Raw genomic sequence first — 19,546 nt, 5'->3', positions numbered from 1 at the left:
TCGTGTTAACGATCTACAACACACTCAGCAAGACCAAAGAAGTCTTCAAGCCGCTGGATGGCAACAAGGTGCGCATGTACGTGTGCGGCATGACCGTGTACGACTACTGCCACATCGGCCACGGCCGCAGCATGGTTGCCTTCGACCTGGTGACCCGCTGGTTGCGTTTCAGCGGCTATGACTTGACGTACGTGCGCAACATCACCGACATCGACGACAAGATCATCAACCGTGCCAACGAAAACGGCGAGTCGTTCGACGCGCTGACCGAGCGCATGATCGCCGCCATGCACGAGGACGAGGCACGCCTCAACATTCTCAAGCCGGACATGGAGCCGCGTGCCACGGACCACATCCCGGGCATGCACGCGATGATTCAGACCTTGATCGACAAGGGCTATGCCTACGCCCCAGGCAATGGCGACGTGTACTACCGCGTCGCCAAGTTCATGGGCTACGGCAAGCTGTCGCGCAAGAAGATCGAAGACCTGCGCATCGGCGCGCGTATCGAAGTCGACGAAGCCAAGCAAGACCCGCTCGACTTCGTACTGTGGAAAGGCACCAAGCCCGGCGAGCCAAGCTGGGAGTCGCCTTGGGGCCCTGGACGTCCGGGCTGGCACATCGAATGCTCGGTGATGTCCACCTGCTGCCTGGGCGAGACCTTCGACATTCATGGCGGCGGCAGCGACCTTGAGTTCCCGCACCACGAAAACGAAATCGCCCAGAGCGAAGCCGCCACCGGCAAGACCTACGCCAACGCCTGGATGCACTGCGGCATGATCCGCATCAATGGCGAGAAGATGTCCAAGTCCTTGAACAACTTCTTCACCATCCGCGACGTGCTGGAAAAGTACCACCCGGAAGTGGTGCGCTACCTGCTGGTGTCCAGCCACTACCGCAGCGCCATCAACTACTCCGAAGACAACCTCAAGGACGCCAAGGGCGCCCTGGAGCGTTTCTATCACGCGTTGAAAGGCTTGCCTTGCGTGGCTCCGGCCGGCGGCGAGTCGTTCGTGGCGCGGTTTACCGAAGTCATGAACGACGACTTCGGCACCCCCGAAGCCTGCGCGGTGCTGTTTGAGATGGTGCGGGAGATCAACCGCTTGCGTGAGACTGATCTCGACGCGGCAGCGGGTCTGGCGGCGCGCCTGAAAGAACTGGCAAGCGTGCTGGGCGTGTTGCAGATGGAGGCCGATGACTTCCTGCAAGCCGGCGCTGAAGGGCGGGTGGATGCCGCTGAGGTAGATGCACTGATCCAGGCGCGTCTGGCTGCGCGTGCGGACAAGGACTGGGCTGAATCCGACCGTATCCGCGACCAACTCACCGCGATGGGTGTGGTGTTGGAAGACGGCAAGGGTGGGACGACGTGGCGGTTGGCTGACTGACCGTTAAAGCTGCACGCTGAATAAAAAAACGCCCCGACTGGTTCGTAATGCCGTTCAGTTAAGGCTTTTTGTAGGAGCGAGCTTGCTCGCGAAAAACCTGAGAGCGCCGCGTTAAATCAGGAACGCTGCGTTATCGTTAACGTTTTTCGCGAGCAAGCTCGCTCCTACAGAGGGCGACATACGCTTAACTGAACGGCATTACGACTGGTTCGGGGCTTTTTTTACAAAAAAATAACGCTGTCACTTAGCGTTTCCACCACCAGTTCAAGTCGCGTTTAACTGGGAGTGCGAGTGCATGCAGTATGAAGAATGCTAGTGCGATCCAGCCAATGATTGGATAGTTTTCAATGACTTCTGGATGAGTGCCGAAGCATAAGTATTTGTCAAATTGAGCGATTTCCATATGTGTCATCATAAAGAAAATATTGACTGCTAAGCTGATATAGATTTTGGTATATCCAAGTCCCTTGCCGGAGAAGATAACTCTAAGGCCGTATGCGAATAACAATCCCAGTGGCGAGAGTATTAGAAAAGCCATAATAATCATTTTTTAGACTCTTCATGTAGTTGCTTTAATGTGATTGCATCTATTGCGGCCTCCGCTGCCAGCGAAGTTGGTGTCATGGTTTTATAGGCTCGTATCCGGTCTGAATCCAAATACCTAAATAAACGCCAAGCATCGGGTTTGTATATATGCCTTACAGTGCTGTAGATGGATAGGCTAATATCAACGGCGCCGTAGGCCATGTTTGCTTCCCGCTCTCCGTGACCGACGGCGGATGCAACTGATTGATATGCTGTACGAACCGGACCGACGGTATCAGATCTCCCTGTTACCAGGTTGTGTCCACCTTCATATAAATTATTAGCGCCATGTGCCATTAATGGCACTCCTGCGACGAGGCACAGGGTGCCCATTGACGCATAGCAAATTCCGGCACCCGTGGCTATTTGCAGCGCGCCCGCAACGGCTCCGACTCCATTTCTCCCAATCGCTATTGATTGATCCAGCAAACTACGCTGTTCTTTTTTAATCTCAACCAGCCCCTCTGCAACTGTCTTTTTTCCTTGCTCTACATCTCTGACAATACTACGAGCGTAGTAGGCAACCTCTCGGTTGAATATCGAACGATTAACGCCATCCTGTAGATGCCGGGCACTTATTGCACATGCATGATTGGTCAGTTTTGCAGCGGCTTGGCTGACGACCCATAAGTCATAAAAGTTCGACGTTTGATTTTCTTTCTTTGATTTCATCGTCCGGTTTCCCATGAGCCATAGCCGCTGGTGCCCGCTAGATGATGTGTCCAGATGATTTCCCGATACCGAATCGACAGATGTTCCTGTGCGTCTACATCGTTCAGCAGGACGGAGTGGGGTACATCGACGGTCAGGCTGGCAATGATGCAGCCCCTGATATCGACGGTGTAGTATTTTTGGTGCTGGCCGAACTGTGAAATGCGATAAAAGTTGATCACGCAGTTCAGTTCTTCTCGGTTGAATAACGCTACCGCCAGCAAGGGCGAGGATTTATCAATGCTTTTTGTGATAACCACCGGGCCGTGCGTGGAGGCTCTGATGTTGCCGGTGTTGAGCATATTGTGGTTGAAGGACATCACCATGATTTCGTCTCGGTGCCCCTCCTGGCACTTGTTGCCGATGGAGTCTTGAGTTGAGCAACCAGCCGAGATCAGGCCTTGAGATTTTCCGTTAATGGACATGTAACCGTGGTTAGCCATGGACGTAGATCCTGATGTATTCGCCATAAACATATAAAAAAATGTAAATAGGAAATATCGGATGTTTCGCCTTTTATCGTGCGAGCGGGATGTAGGATTATTCGTTTCTGTATGGGATAAAAAACGCCCCGGTATGTCGGGGCGTTTTGCAGTGTTGGTACGTATGAATAGAGCGATGGTAATTGCCTGCTACCTTCCAGCTTTTCCGCAATGTGCATTAAGCGCTTCACTCACCAGAAGCTGAATAGCTTCCACCATTCGGCAGATCCTTAGAGCCACGCTGCGCGCGGTTCCATCAATCTCAAAAGCTAAATGACTTGCCAGTGCTTGAACGGATGCGAGGACCTCTGAAGCATTGACTAGTAATGTCTCGGCATCCAATCCTTTACGTACAGCAAAAAGACCTTGGCCGTCATCCGATGACGCAGGCGTTGAAGATGGATTCAAATGATGGTTAATCGCTTGATCAGCACAAGCGTGAAGCGAAGATGAATCCAGCGGCGGATTCTGACTGTCTTTAATCATGGCGAAGCTCCCAGAGTATTGGAGTCACTACCCATCGCTGTGAAACGATATTGGGGTGGCGGCTGTACGCAGGTTCGCAGACCGGGACTCTAGGCACCCGGCATACCCGAAGGTATCCCGCGCACAGCCGCCATAACATCAGGCATAAAAAAACGCCCGCTATCTTGAGGTGGACGCTGTGCGTCTAGAGTTTAACCGGGCTGCGAAACCCGGTCGCCGAGATGATGCTGAGTTTGCGCAATGGGCGGCGCGTATCCGATCTTTTGCTTAGCGCCAGACCAAATTTTTAATGCGTTCGTTTGATGAGTCAGCGGCGGCTGCTGACTTCGGCGGGTACATCGTCACCGGCCATGCGCTTGCGGAACAACGCCGTGCGCGCCAGCAGCAGGGTGGTCACCGGTACGGTGATCGACAGCAGAATCGGGATCAGCCACCCGTGCAATACCGGCCCGGACTTGAGCACCGAAAAATAGATAATCGACGCCAGTGCCACGCACCATGCGCCCAACGTCGAGGCGAGTGCCGGCGGGTGCATGCGTTGGAAAAACTCTTTCATCCGCAGCAAGCCTATCGCGCCAATCAAGGCAAACAGGCTGCTGAGTACCAACAACGCCGCCACTATTACTTCAACCCATAACGGCATCATTCAATCACCTCCCCGCGCAGCAGGAATTTGGCCAGGGCAAACGAGCCGACGAAGCCGAACAGTGCAATCAGCAGCGCCGCTTCAAAATAAGTATCACTGGCATAGCGAATGCCCAGCACCAGCATCATCAACATCGCCAGGATGTACAGGTAGTCCAGCGCCAGAACTCGGTCCTGGGCGGAGGGGCCTTTGAACAGGCGGATCAGGGTCAGCACCATCGCCAGCGAAAACAGGAACAGGCTGAACAGGATCGCATTGGAGAGCAGGGCGCTCATTCGAAGATCTCCATCAGGGGCCGCTCGTAGGTGGCTTTGAAGTGCTGGATAAACAGCGCTTCATCGTCGAGGTCGAACACGTGCAGCAGCAAGATACTGCGGTCCAGCGCCAGTTCCGACCAGATGGTGCCGGGGATCACGGTGGTGATCATCGACAGCGCGGCGAGGCCGTTAGGGCTGTGCAGGTCCAGGGGGATCTTGATAAAGCGCGAGCGCGGCGGGCGTGAGCCGCAGGTCAGTACGCCCCAGGCCACTTGCAGGTTGGAAACGATCACATCGCGGCCCACCAACAGGAACAGGCGCAGGATCACGCCAGGGCGGCGCAGGCTGATCGGCTGCGGGCGCAAAGGCGCCATCAGCAAAGGCGCAAGAAAGCCCAGCAGCGCGCCCAGCAGCAGGTTGCCGGGGCTGATCGACAGGTTGAGCAGCAGCCACAACACCCACAGCGCCAGCGACAACCAGGGGGCAGGAAACAGACGCTTCATGGTTGCACCTCCAGCGCGGCGGCCTTGGCTTCAGGGCTCGGCACGGGCCGTGTGGCCATCACCGCCATCACATAGCTTTCCGGGTTGTTCAGGCTTTTGGCGGTGGCCAGGGTGTAGCGCATCAGGGGTTCGGCTTTGAACGTCAAGGCGATGCTCAAGCCCAGCAGCACGAAGATCGGCACGCATTCGTAGCGTCGCAGCAGCGGTGATGGGCGTTCTTCCGGGGTCCAGAAGCGCTGGATGCCGAGCCGGGCAAAGGCGATCAACGAGGCCAGGCCCGACAGAATCAGCAGAGCCACCAGACCCCAGGCCGCCGGACGGATGGGGGTGTCCACCGCGTTGCCAAGGCCCAACGGGTTGATCAGTGCACTCAGCAAACTGAGCTTGCCGATAAACCCGGACAGGGGCGGCATACCGATGATCAGCAACGCACAGGCCACAAAGCTCAGGCCGAGAAACGCCATGGTCCAGGGGATCACCTGGCCGACCACGGCTTTTTGTTCGTCGTCGAGGTTGACGCCGGGGCGCGGATGCAGAGATTCCATGGCCTTGGGCAGCGCATCGATCTCTTCATCCAGCGGCAGGTCATTGGCCGAGCGCGAGCGTTCGATCAATTCAGCCAGCAGGAACAGTGCACTCAGTGCCAGGGTGGAGCTGACCAGATAGAAGAGCGCCCCAGCGGTCAGGCTCGGCTGGGCAAAGCCCACCGCCGACAACAGAATCCCCGCCGAAACCAGAATACTCAGGCTCGCCATGCGTTCCAGGCGTTGCGCCGCTATCATTGCCAACGCCGCGCAGACGATGGTTGCCATGCCGCCATACACCAGCCAGTCGCCGCCAAACAGCGCCGAAGCGCCGGCCTGGCCGGAAAACAGCAGGGTCCACAGGCGCAGCACGGTGTACACGCCCACCTTGGTCATGATCGCAAACATCGCTGCCACCGGCGCGCTGGCCGAGGAGTAGGCAGGGGCCAGCCAAAAGTTCAGCGGCCACATGCCGGCCTTGGCCAGAAACGCCGTGGCCAGGATTGCTGCGCCAGCGTGCAGCAGGCCGCGATCGGCCTCCGGCACCAGCGGGATTTTCAGCGCCAGGTCAGCGAAATTCAGCGTGCCGGTGACGCCGTAGATCATCGCCGCACCAATCAGGAACAGCGACGACGCCAGCAGGTTGATCGCAATGTAATGCAGCCCCGACGACACTCGCGCACGGCCGGAACCGTGCAGCATCAAACCGTAAGAGGCGGCCAGCAGCACCTCGAAGAACACGAACAGGTTGAACAAGTCGGCGGTGAGGAATGCGCCATACAAACCCATCAGCTGGATCTGGAACAGTGCATGGAAGCTGGTGCCGGCACGGTCCCAGCGGGCCATGGCGAACAGCAATGCGCTCACGCCGATAATCCCGGTGAGCACCAGCATCAGCGCCGAGAGCTGATCCACCACCAGCACGATGCCGAACGGCACTTGCCAGTTACCCGGCAGGTACACACCGATGGAGCCGGGCCCGCCTTGTTGTGTCCAGTACAGCAACAGGATGGCCACGCCCAGGCCGATCATGCTGGAGACCAGGTTGATTTTGGCCTTCAGCGGCCGGCGTTTCTCGCCGAGCATCAGCATCAGCGCCGCCGTAAACAACGGCAGCAGAATCGGCGCAACGATCAGTTGATTGACCCAGTTCATTCCTTAGGCTCCCGGCCATCCACATGGTCGGTGCCGGTCAGGCCCCGGGATGCCAGCAGCACTACCAGAAACAATGCGGTCATGGCGAAGCTGATCACGATGGCCGTAAGCACCAGGGCCTGGGGCAGGGGGTCGGTGTAGTTGAGCAGGTCTTGCGGCACGCCGTCCTTGATGATCGGCTCCTTGCCGATAAACAGGCTGCCCATGCTGAAAATGAACAGATTGACCCCGTACGATAACAGGCACAGGCCCATCACCACCTGGAATGTCCGTGGCCGCAACACCAGCCAGACGCCGGAGGCCGCCAGGACCCCAATGGCGATTGCAATGACTTCTTCCATCAGGCGGCTCCTTCGGTTGCGGCAACGACTTTGGGCTGGTTGCTCGGTTTATGCGCTCGCACGGACTGGTGACCCAGCGCGGTCAGCATCAGCAGCGTGGAGCCCACGACCATGGCGTATACGCCAATGTCGAAGAACAGCGCACTGGCGATATGGATATCGCCCAGCAGCGGCACGTCGATATGCCAGGTATGGGTGGTCAGGAACGGGTACCCGGCAAACAGCGCGCCAAGGCCGGTCAGGGTCGCCGACAGCAGGCCGAAGCCCATCCAGCGCATCGGCCGCAGGCTCATCTGTGCCTCGACCCATTGGGTGCCGGCCACCATGTATTGCAGGATAAACGCCACCGACATCACCAGCCCGGCGACAAACCCGCCGCCCGGTTGGTTGTGCCCGCGCAGGAACAGGTAGAACGACACCACCAGCGCAATCGGCAGCAGCAGGCGCACCAGCACCGCGGGCACCATCATAAAGCCCAGAGCGGTGTCACTGGCCTGACGCGGGTTGACCAGGTCGGTGGCCACGTCCGGTGCCAATTGGCGCTGTTGCGCCGGCAACTGCATGCTTTCCTTCGACGGGCGGAAGCGTCGCAGCAACGCATATACGGTCAGAGCCACGGCGCCCAGTACGGTGATTTCGCCCAGAGTGTCGAAGCCCCGGAAGTCCACGAGCATCACGTTCACCACATTGCTGCCGCCACCTTCGGGCAGGGCGCGGCTCAGGTAGAACGAGGAGATATCGTTGGGTGTCTGGCGGGTCAGCATCGCATAGGACAACAGCGCCATGCCGCCGCCCACTACGGTGGACAGCAGCAAGTCACGCACCCGGCGAATTCGCGCCTTGCGCAAGGTGTTGGGCAAGGGCCACACCTCCTCGATACGCCGTGGCAGCCAGCGCAGGCCGAGCAGGATCAGCACCGTGGTCACCACTTCCACCACCAATTGGGTCAGAGCCAGGTCCGGTGCCGAGAACCACACAAAGGTGACGCACGTCATCAGGCCGCACACGCTGACCATGGTCAGTGCTGCCAGCCGGTGATATTTGGCTTGCCAGGCGGCGCCCAGCGCGCAGGCGATCGCCAGCAACCACAGGGTGACGAACACGATGGAGCCCGGGATCTTCGGCCGGTCGCCCCATGTGAGGCCGCTGTTGAACATGGGGATCATGGCCCCGATCACCGCGACGATCACCAGCAGGAACAATTGGGTTTGCAGGCGCTTGGTGCTGATGCGTTTTTCGATTTTGCGCACACCGCGCATCATCACCACCAGGCAGCGTTCGAAGCCGCGCTTGCCGTTGAAATAGCCGATCAGCGGCGGGTATTCGAAGCGGCCACGCTTGAGTTGCTTGCCCAGCATCAAATACAGCACCACGCCGCCGGTCATTGCCACCAGGCTCATGATCATCGGCGCGTTCCAACCGTGCCAGATCGCCAGGCTGTATTCGGGCAGTACGCCGCCGACCACGGGCAACGCGGCCGCGGCAAGGATCGATCCAACCACCTGGGCCGGGAAAATCCCCACCAGCAGGCAGGTGAACACCAGCAGCTCGACCGGCGCTCGCATCCAGCGCGGGGGCTCGTGAGGCGTGTGCGGCAAGTCGGTAGCCGGTGGGCCGAAGAACACATCCACCGTAAAGCGCAGGGCATAGGCCACGCTGAAGGTGCCGGCGATGGTCGCAATCACCGGCAGGGCGATTTCCACCCATTGGGTCGACGAGATAAACACGGTTTCGGCAAAGAACATCTCTTTGGACAGGAAGCCATTGAGCAGCGGCACGCCAGCCATGGAGGCACTGGCTACCATGGCCAGGGTCGCGGTAAACGGGATCAGGCGCACCAGGCCACTGAGCTTGCGGATATCCCGCGTGCCGCTTTCGTGGTCGATGATGCCCGCCGCCATGAACAGCGAGGCCTTGAAGGTGGCGTGGTTAAGGATATGGAACACTGCGGCGACCGCCGCCAGCGGGCTGTTGAGACCCAGCAGCAGGGTGATCAGCCCGAGGTGGCTGATGGTGGAGTAGGCCAGCAGGCCCTTGAGATCGTTTTGGAACATGGCGCAGTAAGCGCCGAGGAGGAGAGTGAGGGCGCCGGCACCGCCGACGATCCAGAACCATTCTTCGCTGCCGGACAGCGACGGCCACAGGCGGGCCAGCAGGAACACGCCGGCCTTCACCATCGTCGCCGAGTGCAGGTAGGCCGAAACCGGCGTCGGCGCCGCCATGGCGTGGGGCAGCCAGAAATGGAACGGGAACTGCGCGCTTTTGCTCAAGGCGCCGATCAGCACCAGGGCCAGCATGACCGGGTACAGCGAGTGCGCGCGAATCTGATCGCCCGCCGCCAGCACCTGGTCCAGGTCATAGCTGCCGACGATATGCCCCAGCAGCATTACACCCGCCAACAGGCACAAGCCACCTGCGCCGGTGACCATCAGCGCCATGTACGCACCCCGGCGCGCATCGGCGCGGTGGTGCCAATAGCCGATCAGCAGGAATGAGAACAGGCTGGTCAGTTCCCAGAAAAACACGATCTGGATCAGGTTGCCGGAGATCACCAGGCCAAGCATGGCGCCCATGAACGCCAGGAAAAACGCAAAGAAACGCGGCACCGGGTCGTCCGGTGACATGTAGTAGCGCGCATACAGCGACACCAGCGTGCCGATGCCGAGCACCAACATTGAGAACAGCCAGGCAAACCCGTCCATGCGCAGCACGAAGTTCAGCCCAAGGCTGGGCAACCACATGAATTCTTCGCGTATCACGCCGCCATGGGCGATCTGGGGGTAGAGCAGTGCGACTTGAATGGTGCCGACCAATGCCACAAGGCCGGCCAGCAGGGATTCGGTATTACGTGCGTTGTGCGGCAGCAAGGCCGCCAGACAGCTGCCAATGAATGGCAGAAGCAGTAGAACTATCAGGGACATAGGCTTCTAATCTGCGGGAGTTTGGGATGCATCATACGTGCCGCTTTGACGATCACCAAACGCCAAGATGTGGCAGGATCCTACAAGGTAGGCCGAAACCTCTCGTTTGGCATTGGTTCAAAACCCTTGAATTGAAACGCCGACCCCTGTGGGAGCCGGGCTTGCCCGCGATGACGATAGAGCAGGCGCCACAGCATTTGCAGATTATCCCTGACGCTCCTGTTCCAAGGCATCTGCGAGTTCAACTGCCTTCTGCCCCTTCGTCTTCATCTCACTCACAATCACCGCCACCACAATCAACACCGCCCCAACCATCGCAACCGGCGGGAACCGCTCCCCGGCAATCCGCCCAACTACGCCTGCCCACACCGGCTCACCGGCATAGATCAAGGTAGCCCGGGTGGGCGACACACTCTGCTGCGCCCAGTTCATCGCGACCTGGATCACTGCGCTGGTCAAGCCCAGGCCCACCGCGCTGAACAGCAGCAACCACGAGAAGCCCGGCAACGCCTCACCCATCGGCACCACCATCAGGAACGACAACAAGGATGCCGTCGCCAGTTGCACCACGGTCACGCGGCGCACATCCACCTGCCCAGCGAAGGCGCTGATCAAAATGATCTCGGCGGCAATGGCCACGGCACCGATCAGCGTGGCGATTTCTCCAGGGCTGAAATTCAATGAAGCACCCGCCGGGCCGGTCAACAACATCAATCCGGCAAATGCCAGCATGATGCCGATGCTGGGCATCAACCCCGGGCGTCGGCCCAGCACCAGCCATTGCAACAAGGGCACAAACGGCACATAGAGCGCAGTAATGAACGCCGACTGGCTGCTCAGGATGGTCTGCAAGCCAATCGTCTGCAAACCGTAGCCAAACATGATCGCGACGCCGATAAACATACCAGCCTTCAACTCGAACAGTGTCAGGTCGCGCAAGGTGCGCAGGGAAAAGAAGCCCACCACGATCGCGGCGGCGGCAAACCGCAAGCCCACAAAGAACATCGGCCCGCTGACGGTCATGGCATGTTGCACCAGCAAGAAGGTGCCGCCCCAGATCATGGTGATCACCACCAGGATGCACTCGGCTTTGCTGAAGCGGTTGAAACGCGAAGGGGAGGTCGGGGCGGTCATGGCGGCTCGGTCTTGCAAGGGAAAGGCACGGACCGCACAATGCGCCGCACGCTGGGCAGTATACTGCGCACACCCACCTATTGAGCAATATAGTGCACAAAGAAAATCCGCAACGGGCCTCGGTCCTGCAGCACGTCAGCCAGAACGTCCGTCGCCTGCGCCATGCCGCCGACCTGAGCCAGACCGCGCTCTCGGAAAAATCCGGTGTCAGCCGGCGCATGTTGGTGGCGATAGAAGCAGGGGAGAAGAACGTCAGCCTGTCGACCCTCGACCGTGTCGCCGAAGCGTTGGACGTGGCGTTCAGTGATCTGATTCAGGCGCCGGATGTGCGCGACCACAGCCGTATCAATGAGCTGGCCTGGGCGGGCGAGATTGTCGGCAGCAAGGCGGTGTTGCTGGCCAAGGCTACGGCACGGCGTGAGGTCGAATTATGGGAGTGGCGGCTTGAGCCCGGTGACCGTTATTGCCCGGACCCTGACTTGGAAGGGTGGAGCGAACAACTGTTTGTGTTCGAGGGCAGCCTGACGCTCGTGATAGGTGATCAGGAAAATGTCATCGAAGCTGGAGAGTTCTTTATGTTCGCCAGCCACCAGCCCCATGCTTATCGCAATGATGGGAACGCGGCGGTGCGGTTTGTTCGAAATGTGGTGATTTGAACAACAGTCAGGGTGAACCGGTATGGGTCAATCAATTCGCGTTGCAGATGTACTGATCATCGGTGGTGGCCTGAGCGGAACGATGTTGGCCGCGCAACTGCTGCGCCTGCCGGGCACGCGGCGCATCCTGATAGTCGAACCCCGTGCTGAGCTGGGACGAGGCGAAGCCTACAGCGCGGTCGAGCTGGGCCACACGTTGAACGGCAATGCCGCACGCATGAGCGTTGACCCGGACAATGCCGACGACCTGACCCAATGGCTCACCGACTACATCAGCACCGGTGGATGGCCCGAGTCGTACCAACAGCATGTACCTATCAGCGAACTGTTCCCGCCACGGGGGATTTTTGGTCTGTACGCGCAGCAGCGTCTGGCCCAAGCCAAGGCGCTGTCTACCTCAAGCGTCGAGCACATCCGCGCCGAAGGGGTAGACCTGCAAGTCGATGCCACCTCGGCGTTGTTGACCCTCGATACTGGCGAGCAACTGCAGGGTACCTTCGCGGTACTGGCCACCGGCATGTTCCCGGCGGCGCGCACTCCGCAGACCGAGTCCACAGGATTGAATGCCGCCGCGTTGGACCCTTGGGATGTACCCGCGATGACCCGGCTTGACCCGCACTCGACGGTGCTGATCATTGGTTCCGGGCTGACCATGGTTGACGCCGTGGTTTCCCTGGAGCAGGCCGGGCATTGTGGGCCCATCGAAATTTTTTCGCGCCACGGTTTGTTGCCCCATGTGCGTCGACAGCCGCCGAGTTGGGACGACTTCCTCGCCGCCGACCACAGCCTGAGCAGCCCCCGACAATTGCTGCGTGAGGTGCGACGCCAGTGCCAGCTCGCGCTCGCGCAAGGCATTGACTGGCAGGCACCGCTGGACACGGTGCGCGTGCACATAGCGCGCTTGTGGAGCCAGGCCAGTGAGGCTCAGAAACGCCAGTTCGTGCGGCATGTGCGACCATGGTGGGAAAGCCATCACCACCGCTCGCCACCGTTGAGTGCGCAATTGGTGGAGCGCTTGTTGGGAGAAGGGCGGTTGCGGATTCGCGCTGCCTCGTTCAAGGGCCTGGTGCCGTCGGATGAGGGGATTGCCATTGCGGTGCGCTATCGTGGCGAGCAAGTGGTCACCCAGGTTTCGGGAGCGGCGTTGATCAATTCCAGCGGTATCGAATACGACTGGCGCCGTGTGGCCCGGCCTTTGCCGCAGCAACTGCTCAAGCGCGGGCTGGTCCAGCCCGGGCCGTTGGCGTTGGGGATTGCGGCGGATGCGTCCGGCGCGGTGCGGGATGCCCAGGGCAAGGTCAGCCAGCGCTTGTTTGCCATGGGGCCGCCGTTGCGGGGCCTGTGGTGGGAGAGCACCGCGGTGACGGATGTGGCGTTTCAGGCCAAGGCACTGGCAACCAAGCTCACACAGCTCTAAATGTGGGAGGGGCTTGCCCCCGATGGTCATAGGTATCTACACAATTTTGGCACGACGCTGGACCTGTGGGAGGGGGCTTGCCCCCGATGGCGGCCTCAGGGCCGACCAGGATGCTGGACTTTGATCGAGTACATATCCGTTATTTAGGTCGCGGCTGCTATTGGTTCCGCCCTTACGGCGGCTCACTTTTGAAAAGCGCAAAAGTAAGCAAAACGCTCTTGCCCCACCACTCGGCACCTCGCTTGGGCTCGGTGTGCCCTCACTCCGGCTTGAATCCGTGGGCCGCCGTCATGGGCCATCCTTGGCCCAGGACGGCTAACCCGGCGTCCTGCCGGGTTACCCACGGATTCAAGCCTGCGTTCGGCCAGCGTGGTTTAACGGGGCGCCTAAGATCAAAAGCAGATCAAGATCAAGAGCGGCTCGCTTCGCATCGTGGTTACCGGCGGCAGTGGCTACAAAAGTTGTGTAGATACCCATGGCCATCGGGGGCAAGCCCCCTCCCACACTGGTTCGGCGGTTAGCTTGAGGTTTTCACGAAGCCTGGTTTTAGCCCGAATACCTCAACGCCCTGAGGTGTCGATTGGCCGGTGGTGACCTTCACTCGTTCTACTGGTTTATCCATCGCCTCTCGATATTCCACCGTCATATCCGCGGCAATCGCCTGGCTGGGGATGACCATCGCCTGAGCATTGTTGTAGGTCACGATGGTCAACCGTGCACTCATGCCCAGGCGCACCCGTTGCAACTGCTGCGGCGTCAGCTTGGGGATCGACAAGGTCACTGGAAACTGCGCGCTGCCCTGGCTGTCACTGGCGACGGCCAAACCACTGACCACGCTGACCGAACCCGTCAACCGTTCGCCATCAAACCCGTCGCCCATCACTTCCACCGCCTGGCCCTGGTGCAACTGGTTGATATCCAGTTCGGAGACTTTCGCGACGATTTTCAAGCGTTCGATATTGGCCAGGCCGAACAGCACCTGGCCCTGGCTGACCTTGCTGCCGGCCTGCACCGGCGCGTTACTGTTGCCGCCGCCCTGGGCGGTGTTGGTGCTGCCAGGCGCGGGCACCACGATGCCGGAGAAGGGCGCCTTGACCTCCTTGCCTTCAAGCAGCTTTTGCAAGGCCTGGTACTTCACCGTGGCATTGGTCAGCTCCATCTCGGCGATCTGTCGGTATTCGCCCTGGCCTTGGTCCAGTGCCTGTTGCAACTCACTGCGCGCCGCCGCCAGGTCTAGTTGCTGCTGTTGAGTCTGCTGCTTGAGGTCGTCCAGCTCGTTGCGGGGGATGATGCCGCGCTTGAACAGGTTTTCGCTCTCGGTGAGTTTGCGTTGGGTGTTACCGGCGGTCATTTCGGCGGTGCGCAAACTGCGACGAGCGCGGCTGACGGTGGGGCTGCTGTTCCAGTCCTGCATGTCCTGCACGGAGCGCCTGGCCTTGAGTTGGGCGGAGAGGGCATCGCGCAGTTGCACTTCCAGCGTCGCCGGGTCCATGCGCAACAGCACCTGGCCGGCCTCGACGCGTTGGCCTTGCTCGACCAGATTGGCCTGCACGTTACCGTCGAACGGGGCGGTCAGGGTGACGGTGGTGTCGGGCTCGATCTTGCCCACCAGGCCGATCTGGTGCACCAGCGGGTCGGGTTTAACCGCCAGCCACTGCTCGGCCGTACCGGCCTGCTCGGCGCCGTTGTGCTGGCTGATCAGGCTGATTGCCGCCACCGCCAGCAGCAGGATCGAAACAACGATCAGCAGCGTTTTTTTCTTAGTAGTCATTGAGGGCGATTTCCCAACTTTCCAGCGTCATGCCCAGGGTCAGGTCGAGCTGGGTCTGGGCGTTCAAATAAGCGATCAGCGCATTGAGCTGGGCGTTTTCGGCGTTGCGCAGGTCGGTTTCAAAGCTCAGCACCTGGAAGTTGGTGGAGCGCCCGGCACTGAGTTTCTCCCGCTCGATCTCGATCTTGCGCCGCGACAACTCCACGGCACGCCTGGAAATTTCATATTGGCGCCAGCGGGTGCCGAGGTCACGTACCACGTTGTTGACGTTGCGCTCCAGCTCCTGGCGGGCGTCGGTAATGCGGATCTCCTGGTCCTCGACGTTCACCCGCGCACGCACCTCGGCCTGGCGTGTGCTGATGTCGCCGATAGGGATCTGCACCTGCACCCCGGCGTAGCTGTCCCAGGTACGGTTATTGTTATGGCCGTTGTCGGTGTCGGTGGCGGCGCGTACCTGGTTGGCGCCGGCGACCAAGTCCACTTGCCAGCGTCCGGAATCCTTGGCGATCACCAGGTTGAGGTCGGCCTGCTGGCTGCCGAGCAGGGCGGCGAGGTATTCCGGTTGCTGGTTTTGCGCCAGGTTGAAGGCTTGGCGTTGGTCGATCTGCATGGGGTTGGCCTCCAGGGCTTCGGTGGCGCGCACCGGTGTCGACAGGTCCAGCGCCAGCAGGCGCAGCAGGGCCAGGCGGCTGGTGTCCAGTTGGTTGCGGGCTTCTTCCACGCCCAGTTGCTGGGTGGCGATATCGGCTTCGGTTTGTACGATCTCGAACTCGGCCATGCGCCCGGCGCTGATCAGTGCCTTGTTCACGTCCAGCAAGGTGTTGGAGCGTTTGAGCGCTTCCTGCACGATCACCAGTTGTTCCTGGGCCCGCAGCAGTTCGCGGTAGGTGGCGATGATCTGGCTGATAGTTTGCGCCACGGTGGCCTTGAGGTTCAGGCGGTTGGCCTGCTCGGCCAGGCGTGACAGGCGCAGCGGCGCGGTGGTGGCGTCCCGGCCGGCGCCGCGCATAAGCGGTTGGATGATTGCCAGGTCGAGCCCGTCGCTGCGGTAGCGGCCGGCGCGGTTGGCATTGTTCAGCTGCTGGGTCCACGCCATGCTCAAGCGCGTACCGTATTCGCCGAGCAGGCTGCTGGTCGGCGCCAGGTTGGCGTTGCGGGTGTTGTCCTGTGAGCCGCGGGAGGTACGGTAGTGACTGTTGAGGGTGAGCTTGGGGTTGAACACGTCTTCGGCAACACGCAAGTCAAACTTCTGCGCCACCCGTTGCAGGTAGGCGCTGCGGATCGCCGGGTTGTTTCGCAAGCCCAGGTACACTGCATCACCCAGGGTCATGGTGGTGGCCTGGGCATTGAGCGAGACACCGCGCTCATAGCCGCTGCGGGTGCTGCTGGGCGCCGACGGATTGATCACCACGTCGGCAGCCATACCGGGCAGGCTGATCAGGGCCAGCAGCCCTAGCCACTTATTCATCCCGCAGGGCCTCCACCGGCTGTAACCGCGAGGCCGAGACCGCTGGGTAAATGCCGAAGAACAAGCCCACCAGCAAGGTACTGCCCACCCCCAGGGGCAGGGCGGCCGCCGCCAGGGCAAACGCCCAGCCTGACAGCCATGCATACAGCCACGCGGCGGTCATGCCCAGTACTGCGCCGCATAGCGCACCCACGGCGGTGAGGGTCACGGCTTCGAGCAGGAACAGGTTGCGGATATCCCGCTGGCGTGCGCCCAGGGCCATGCGGATGCCGATCTCGCGGCGGCGTTCCGAGACGTTCATCAGCATCACGTTCATCACCCCGACACCGCCGCCCACCAGGGAAATCGCGCCGAGGGCCAGCAGCAGGTAGGCGAAGGTGCGACTTTGGCGCGTCATGCCATCGATCATCTGCTGCGGTACCGTGATATTGACGTCGTGGTCGCTGAGTTGGGCTTGCAGCGCAGCGGCGGCGTCCTTCGCGATACGTTCCATGTCCTGTCCTTGTACCGCGCGGATGATCACATTGCTGATCTGCGGGCTGGCATAGATGCGGCGCATACCTTCGGCGGGGATGAACAACGACTCGTTGGCCTGCACCGGCATCAGCATGGCACGGGGTTGGTCGTGCAGAATGCCCACGATCAGAAACAGGTAGTCGTTGATACGCACGCGGTCGCCCAGTTGCAGTGGGTCGCCCGGTGCGCTGAGGGCCTGGGCGAGTTGGTCACCGATCACGCCGAAGGTTTCGTTGGCATCGAAGGACGACAGGAAGCGCCCTTCGCGTATGGCCAGGCGCATGGCGGCCTGTATCCCCGGCGTACTGCCAACCAGGTTGGCATTGGTGGTGCGCCCATGAAACACGATGGGCCCGCTGAACAGGCTGAGCGCGCCGATATGGGCAATACCCGGTACGGCCCGGCGCACGGCGTTGAGGTCGAGTTGGGCGCGCATCGGCACATTGCTGCTGCCCTTGGGCGGGAACTGGGCGATGAGGGTATCGGTGCCCATGTCCTTGAAGATCATCGCCGCATCCACCGCTGCGTTGTGGCCGATGTTGATCAACGCCACCACCGACGAACTGCCGATCACAATGCCCAGCAGCGCCAGGATCGAACGTTTGCCCAGGGTCCGCAGGCTGATCAAGGCTTCATGCAGAAGTTGGCTGAGGCTCTGCTCGACCCGCAGGCTCATAGGCGCCCGGCCTCGTGCACCACGCCGTTGCGCACCAGGATCTTGCGTTCGAGGCGCTCGGCAATATGGGCGTCGTGGGTGACGATAATCAGCGTGACCTGTTGCTCGCGGTTGAGGGCCAGTAGCAGGTCCATGATCTCCTGCGCGGTAGTGCTGTCGAGGTTGCCGGTGGGTTCGTCGGCGAGGATCACCGAGGGTTTGCCCACCAGGGCGCGGGCAATGGCGACGCGCTGGCGCTGGCCGCCGGAGAGGTCGGCGGGGCGATGATGGGCGCGCTCGGCCAGGCCGACTTGATCGAGCATGTGTTGGGCCTGCTCCACCGACTCATGCCGCGATACGCCGCGATAACTCAGGGGCAGCGCGACGTTGTCCAGGGCACTGAGGCGTGGCAGCAGGTTGAAGCTCTGGAACACGAAACCGATCTGCTGATTGCGGATCGCGGCCAGTTCGTCGGGGGTAGCATTGAAAATATCGTGACCGGCAAAGTGGTACTGGCCGCAGTTGGGCAGGTCCAGCAGGCCGAGGATATTGAGCAGGGTGCTTTTGCCGGAACCGGAGGCGCCGAGAATGCCGCAGCTGTCACCGCTGGCAATGGACAGGCATACGTCATTAAGAATGCTCAGCTCTTGCCCGGCGAGCTGATAGCGCTTGCCGATGCCTTGCAGGGAGATCAAACCGGGTTGCGTGGGGGTGTCTGTCATCATGACTACGCCTGCAGTCACAACGGTACCGCCATGCCCCGGAAAATTCTTGTAACAAGTTCGGGAGCTGCCTGTACGCGTCACGGACTGGTTTTATTTCTTGTTTTTAAAATATTGTTTGAATAGTAACCGCCTTCCGGACGCTTCGCCAGCCATGGAAGTAGAGCGGTTTTACCCTTGGAAACAATTTCTGCGTCACATGCCAAAGGCGGATAAATAACTCTCGCCTCGTCTCAAAAGCCCGGCTATACAGGGTTTGCACGAAATGGCGGAGTGTCACTACTTGCTTTCGCCGGGCCGCCCCGGTATAAAAAATCAAATTATTTTTTAAAACAATATTTCCGCCGTGGAACCCTTATGGTCGCGAAGAAACTCAGCGCTCCAAACGTTACCAAGACTCGATTGCTGGATGCGACAGAGGCCCTCTTCATCAAGTACGGCTACGACGCCGTGTTGCTACGCCAGATCACCGAACGTGCCCAGGTCAACCTGGCGGCCGTCAACTACCACTTCGGGGACAAGGACTCCCTGATGAAAACCCTGCTGATGCAACGCCTGGAGCCGCTCAACGAGCAGCGCCTGGAATTGCTCGCACGCTGTGAAGCCGAGTCCGACGGCCCGCTGGACTGTGACACGCTGCTGGGCGTGCTGTTTGCCCCAGCCATGGGCCTGGAGCGCAGCGACCCGGCCAGCGGGGAAGGGCGCTCGTTCATTCGATTCCTTGGCCGGGTCTACAGCGACACCTCGCCGTTCATCCAGGAATACCTCAAGGTGCATTACCAGCCGGTGTTCCAGCGTTTCTTCGAAGCCTTCGCCCTGGCCCTGCCGGATTTGCCGCGCAATGAACTGGGGGTGCGCCTGCAATTTGCCCTCAAGGCCATTTCCGGGGTAATGGCCGGCACCGAACTGCGCCTGCTGATGAACTCCATGAGCCTGGGCCGACCGGCCACGGATGCGGAGGTGATGGCCAAGTTGATCACGCTGGTGTCGGCAGCGATTCGGGTGCCGCAGCAAAGCCAGGAAGCCGAAACGGCGCTGGCCAAGGTGCTGGATACCCAGCGCGCCCTACGCGAACACCACTCCCTGTAATTAGATGGACTCGCCCAAGCCGAGGCGTCTATGCGCCACGGTGGCATTCTTATAGAAGCCAACGACAGCGAGGGCGAGCCCATGAAAAAGCATACGACGATCAATCAGTCTTTGTCAGCCGA

The 19,546-nt window shown here is 60.3% G+C and carries 19 protein-coding genes; 4 read left to right on the top strand and 15 right to left on the bottom strand.

Annotated elements, in window-relative coordinates:
• Positions 1-2 precede the first annotated feature (2 nt).
• Positions 3-1,385 (top strand): cysteine--tRNA ligase, encoded by a 1,383-nt coding sequence (gene cysS, locus TX23_RS00085; RefSeq protein WP_057700479.1) that lies wholly within the window; start codon positions 3-5, stop codon positions 1,383-1,385.
• Positions 1,386-1,629: 244 nt separating this feature from the next.
• Here cysS and TX23_RS00080 read toward each other — a convergent pair whose 3' ends face one another.
• From TX23_RS00080 to TX23_RS00040, 11 genes are all read right to left on the bottom strand, one after another.
• Positions 1,630-1,932, bottom strand: a complete 303-nt coding sequence (locus TX23_RS00080) for a hypothetical protein (protein WP_057700478.1) — start codon at positions 1,930-1,932, stop codon at positions 1,630-1,632.
• Positions 1,929-2,642 carry a DUF4225 domain-containing protein gene (locus TX23_RS26670; RefSeq protein ID WP_082629531.1) on the bottom strand — a complete coding sequence of 238 codons (714 nt, stop codon included), beginning with the start codon at positions 2,640-2,642 and terminating at the stop codon, positions 1,929-1,931. Before TX23_RS26670 ends, TX23_RS00080 begins: the two co-directional genes overlap by 4 nt.
• Positions 2,639-3,124 carry an Hcp family type VI secretion system effector gene (locus TX23_RS00075; protein ID WP_057700477.1) on the bottom strand — a complete coding sequence of 162 codons (486 nt, stop codon included), beginning with the start codon at positions 3,122-3,124 and terminating at the stop codon, positions 2,639-2,641. The genes TX23_RS26670 and TX23_RS00075 overlap by 4 nt, the downstream gene beginning before the upstream one ends.
• 189 nt (positions 3,125-3,313) lie before the next feature.
• Positions 3,314-3,649, bottom strand: a complete 336-nt coding sequence (locus tag TX23_RS26665) for a DUF6124 family protein (RefSeq protein ID WP_082629530.1) — start codon at positions 3,647-3,649, stop codon at positions 3,314-3,316.
• Positions 3,650-3,956: 307 nt separating this feature from the next.
• A complete protein-coding gene (locus TX23_RS00070; RefSeq protein ID WP_057700476.1) occupies positions 3,957-4,295 on the bottom strand; it encodes a Na+/H+ antiporter subunit G in 339 nt (112 codons plus the stop codon).
• Positions 4,292-4,570: a K+/H+ antiporter subunit F gene (locus tag TX23_RS00065; RefSeq protein WP_005789171.1), complete on the bottom strand. Its 279-nt coding sequence runs from the start codon at positions 4,568-4,570 to the stop codon at positions 4,292-4,294. The genes TX23_RS00070 and TX23_RS00065 overlap by 4 nt, the downstream gene beginning before the upstream one ends.
• Entirely contained in the window at positions 4,567-5,055 is a 489-nt protein-coding gene (locus TX23_RS00060; protein ID WP_057700475.1) for a Na+/H+ antiporter subunit E, read from the bottom strand. The genes TX23_RS00065 and TX23_RS00060 overlap by 4 nt, the downstream gene beginning before the upstream one ends.
• On the bottom strand, positions 5,052-6,734 hold the full coding sequence (locus TX23_RS00055; RefSeq protein WP_057700474.1) for a monovalent cation/H+ antiporter subunit D: 1,683 nt from the start codon (positions 6,732-6,734) through the stop codon (positions 5,052-5,054). Before TX23_RS00055 ends, TX23_RS00060 begins: the two co-directional genes overlap by 4 nt.
• Positions 6,731-7,075: a Na+/H+ antiporter subunit C gene (locus TX23_RS00050; protein ID WP_005789164.1), complete on the bottom strand. Its 345-nt coding sequence runs from the start codon at positions 7,073-7,075 to the stop codon at positions 6,731-6,733. The genes TX23_RS00055 and TX23_RS00050 overlap by 4 nt, the downstream gene beginning before the upstream one ends.
• Positions 7,075-9,996 carry a monovalent cation/H+ antiporter subunit A gene (locus TX23_RS00045; protein WP_057700473.1) on the bottom strand — a complete coding sequence of 974 codons (2,922 nt, stop codon included), beginning with the start codon at positions 9,994-9,996 and terminating at the stop codon, positions 7,075-7,077. Before TX23_RS00045 ends, TX23_RS00050 begins: the two co-directional genes overlap by 1 nt.
• A gap of 204 nt (positions 9,997-10,200) precedes the next feature.
• Complete coding sequence (locus tag TX23_RS00040; RefSeq protein WP_057700472.1) at positions 10,201-11,130, bottom strand: DMT family transporter; 930 nt, start codon at positions 11,128-11,130, stop codon at positions 10,201-10,203.
• Positions 11,131-11,222: 92 nt separating this feature from the next.
• Between TX23_RS00040 and TX23_RS00035 the strand changes: the two genes are divergently transcribed.
• Both TX23_RS00035 and TX23_RS00030 read left to right on the top strand, forming a co-directional pair.
• Positions 11,223-11,786, top strand: a complete 564-nt coding sequence (locus TX23_RS00035) for a helix-turn-helix domain-containing protein (RefSeq protein WP_032880600.1) — start codon at positions 11,223-11,225, stop codon at positions 11,784-11,786.
• 22 nt (positions 11,787-11,808) lie between these two features.
• Positions 11,809-13,203 (top strand): FAD/NAD(P)-binding protein, encoded by a 1,395-nt coding sequence (locus TX23_RS00030; protein WP_057700471.1) that lies wholly within the window; start codon positions 11,809-11,811, stop codon positions 13,201-13,203.
• A 517-nt stretch (positions 13,204-13,720) separates the two neighbouring features.
• Here TX23_RS00030 and TX23_RS00025 read toward each other — a convergent pair.
• The 4 genes from TX23_RS00025 to TX23_RS00010 are packed head-to-tail and all read right to left on the bottom strand — an operon-like array spanning position 13,721 to position 18,338.
• Positions 13,721-14,974: an efflux RND transporter periplasmic adaptor subunit gene (locus TX23_RS00025; protein ID WP_057700470.1), complete on the bottom strand. Its 1,254-nt coding sequence runs from the start codon at positions 14,972-14,974 to the stop codon at positions 13,721-13,723.
• Positions 14,964-16,442 (bottom strand): TolC family protein, encoded by a 1,479-nt coding sequence (locus TX23_RS00020; protein ID WP_057700469.1) that lies wholly within the window; start codon positions 16,440-16,442, stop codon positions 14,964-14,966. Before TX23_RS00020 ends, TX23_RS00025 begins: the two co-directional genes overlap by 11 nt.
• Positions 16,435-17,634, bottom strand: coding sequence for an ABC transporter permease (locus TX23_RS00015; protein ID WP_057700468.1), 1,200 nt, complete (start codon positions 17,632-17,634; stop codon positions 16,435-16,437). The genes TX23_RS00020 and TX23_RS00015 overlap by 8 nt, the downstream gene beginning before the upstream one ends.
• Positions 17,631-18,338, bottom strand: a complete 708-nt coding sequence (locus tag TX23_RS00010) for an ABC transporter ATP-binding protein (RefSeq protein WP_057700467.1) — start codon at positions 18,336-18,338, stop codon at positions 17,631-17,633. The genes TX23_RS00015 and TX23_RS00010 overlap by 4 nt, the downstream gene beginning before the upstream one ends.
• A gap of 354 nt (positions 18,339-18,692) precedes the next feature.
• Between TX23_RS00010 and TX23_RS00005 the strand changes: the two genes are divergently transcribed.
• On the top strand, positions 18,693-19,424 hold the full coding sequence (locus TX23_RS00005; RefSeq protein WP_057700466.1) for a TetR/AcrR family transcriptional regulator: 732 nt from the start codon (positions 18,693-18,695) through the stop codon (positions 19,422-19,424).
• The last annotated feature ends 122 nt before the right edge of the window (positions 19,425-19,546 follow it).

The sequence above is a fragment of the Pseudomonas paralactis genome (assembly GCF_001439735.1).
GTDB classification, from domain to species: domain Bacteria; phylum Pseudomonadota; class Gammaproteobacteria; order Pseudomonadales; family Pseudomonadaceae; genus Aquipseudomonas; species Aquipseudomonas paralactis.
The sequence above is the reverse complement of the archived record's forward strand: the minus strand, read 5'-3'. Positions and strand labels throughout refer to the sequence as shown.